This is a genomic window from Psychrobacter sp. TB20-MNA-CIBAN-0197, assembly GCF_040309765.1.
GTDB classification, from domain to species: Bacteria; Pseudomonadota; Gammaproteobacteria; order Pseudomonadales; family Moraxellaceae; genus Psychrobacter; species Psychrobacter submarinus.
Window position 1 is genome coordinate 1 of sequence record NZ_JBEOPC010001424.1, and the last position, 234, is coordinate 234.

At 70.1% G+C, this 234-nt stretch carries 1 protein-coding gene; it reads left to right on the forward strand.

Annotation, left to right across the window (positions count from 1 at the left end; all coding sequences use genetic code 11):
• Window positions 1–234: hypothetical protein (locus tag AAEY83_RS18660; protein WP_351061686.1), on the forward strand; the 234-nt coding region annotated here is incomplete at both ends.

Sequence of the window (234 nt, forward strand, 5' to 3'; positions counted from 1 at the left end):
GCACGCTGCCGCTGGAGCAACTGAGCCCCGCGATGCGGGTCGTACTCGGGGGGATTTTCGGCGCGACGAGCGTGGACGAGGGCGGCTTCGCCGATACCTGGCAACAGGTGCGCGACCTGGCCATCGCCACCGACCGCGACGGCACTTTCGCGCGCTACGATGCGATTGAAAAAGCCGTGCGCCAGCGCCGCTCGGCGGCGTTCGAGACCGGGCTGGAACGCGACCTGCCGACGG